This window comes from Streptomyces sp. MnatMP-M17 (genome assembly GCF_900091995.1).
In the GTDB taxonomy this organism is placed as follows: domain Bacteria; phylum Actinomycetota; class Actinomycetes; order Streptomycetales; family Streptomycetaceae; genus Streptomyces.
In genome coordinates this window covers 1-1,909 of record NZ_FMDK01000500.1, presented here as the reverse complement: position 1 = coordinate 1,909, position 1,909 = coordinate 1, and the positions used below count along the sequence as shown (strand labels likewise).

Here is a 1,909-nt window from a genome sequence, read left to right as displayed (position 1 = left end):
CGCCCCCCCGCCGTTCTGCGCCGGGCCGCCGGAATCCGGCGCGCGGCACCGCTCGCCGTCGCCGCCCTGTTCGGGGCCTGCCTGGTGGCCCTTCCCGCGCCCGCCGCGCACGCCGCCGGCAGCGTCGTCAAGGTCACCGGAGCGCAGGGCAACTGGCAGCTCACCGTCGACGGAGCGCCGTACCAGGTCAAGGGCCTGACCTGGGGCCCGGCCGTGGCCGACGCGGCGCGGTACATGCCCGACGTGAAGTCGATGGGCGCCAATACCGTACGGACCTGGGGCACCGACGCCAGCAGCGCACCGCTCTTCGACGCGGCGGCGGCCAACGGCGTCAAGGTCATCGCGGGCTTCTGGCTCCAGCCGGGCGGCGGCCCCGGGAGCGGTGGCTGTGTCAACTATCTGACGGACACCACGTACAAGAACAATATGCTCGCGGAGTTCCCGCGCTGGGTGGAGACCTACAAGAACCACCCGGGCGTTCTGATGTGGAACGTCGGCAACGAATCCGTCCTCGGTCTCCAGAACTGCTACAGCGGCGACGCGCTGGAGCAGCAGCGCAACGCGTACACGACGTTCGTCAATGACATCGCGAAGCGGATCCACGCCGTCGACCCCAACCATCCGGTGACCTCGACCGACGCCTGGACGGGCGCCTGGCCGTACTACCGGCGCAACGCGCCCGACCTCGATCTGTACGCGGTCAACTCGTACGGCGACGTCTGCAATATCCAGAAGACCTGGCAGGACGGCGGCTACACCAAGCCGTACATCGTCACCGAGGGCGGACCGGCCGGTGAGTGGGAGGTCCCGAACGACGCCAACGGTGTGCCCGACGAGCCCGCCGATCCCGCGAAGGCCGCCGGTTACACCAAGGCTTGGGGCTGTATCACCGGCCATCGGGGCGTGGCGCTCGGCGCGACGCTCTTCCACTACGGCACCGAGTACGACTTCGGCGGCGTCTGGTTCAATCTGCTTCCCGCGGGCCAGAAGCGGCTCTCGTACTACGCGGTGAAGCGCGCGTACGGAGGAGACACCTCCCGGGACAACACACCGCCGGTGATCTCCTCGATGTCGGTCGACGGAGCCGCCTCGGTGCCCGCGGGCCGGGAGTTCACCGTCCGCGCCTCGGTCACGGACCCGGAAGGCGATCCGCTCTCGTACCAACTGCTGCTCGGCGCCAAGTACGTGGACAACTCGGGCCAGTTGAACGACACGGCCTTCACCGCCCTGGGCAACGGCACCTTCCGGCTGGTCGCGCCCGAGCGGCTCGGTGTCTGGAAGGTCTATGTCAAGGCGAGCGACGGCAAGGGCAATGTGGGCATCGAGACCAAGTCGTTCAAGGTGGTGCCGCCGCCGGTCACCGGGACCAATGTCGCCCGTGGCAAGCCCGCCACGGCGTCCTCGGCGCAGGCGGGCGGCACCGGCTGTCCCTGCCCGGCCGGTAACGCCGTCGACGGCTCGTTCGACACCCGGTGGGCGAGCGACTGGAGCGATCCGCAGTGGATCCAGGTCGACCTCGGCCAGAAGACGGCGTTCCGCCATGTCCAGCTCGCCTGGGAGACCGCGTACGCCAAGGGCTACACCGTCCAGACCTCCGACGACGGACAGAACTGGGCCACGCTGAAGACCGTCACCGACGGCAATGGCGGGATCGACGACCATGACCTGGCCGGAAATGCCCGCTATGTCAGAATCAATGCGACGGTGCGAGGGACCGGCTGGGGGTACTCGCTCTACGAGTTCGGCGTCTACAACTGACCCGGGCGCCTGACCCGGACGCCTGACCTGGACGTCTGACCCGGGCGCTGGATCCGGGCGTCCGACCCGGGCGCGGCCCGGTTCACCTGATCCGCCCGCGCCGTCTCCTCCCGCCGGCGGCGCCGGACGGCACTCCGACGGCGGGCCATGG

The 1,909-nt window shown here is 69.6% G+C and carries 1 protein-coding gene; it reads left to right on the top strand.

Annotation, left to right across the window (positions count from 1 at the left end):
- The first annotated feature begins 15 nt into the window (after window positions 1-15).
- Window positions 16-1,758 (top strand): discoidin domain-containing protein, encoded by a 1,743-nt coding sequence (locus GA0115259_RS22175; RefSeq protein ID WP_093600024.1) that lies wholly within the window; start codon window positions 16-18, stop codon window positions 1,756-1,758.
- Window positions 1,759-1,909 lie beyond the last annotated feature (151 nt).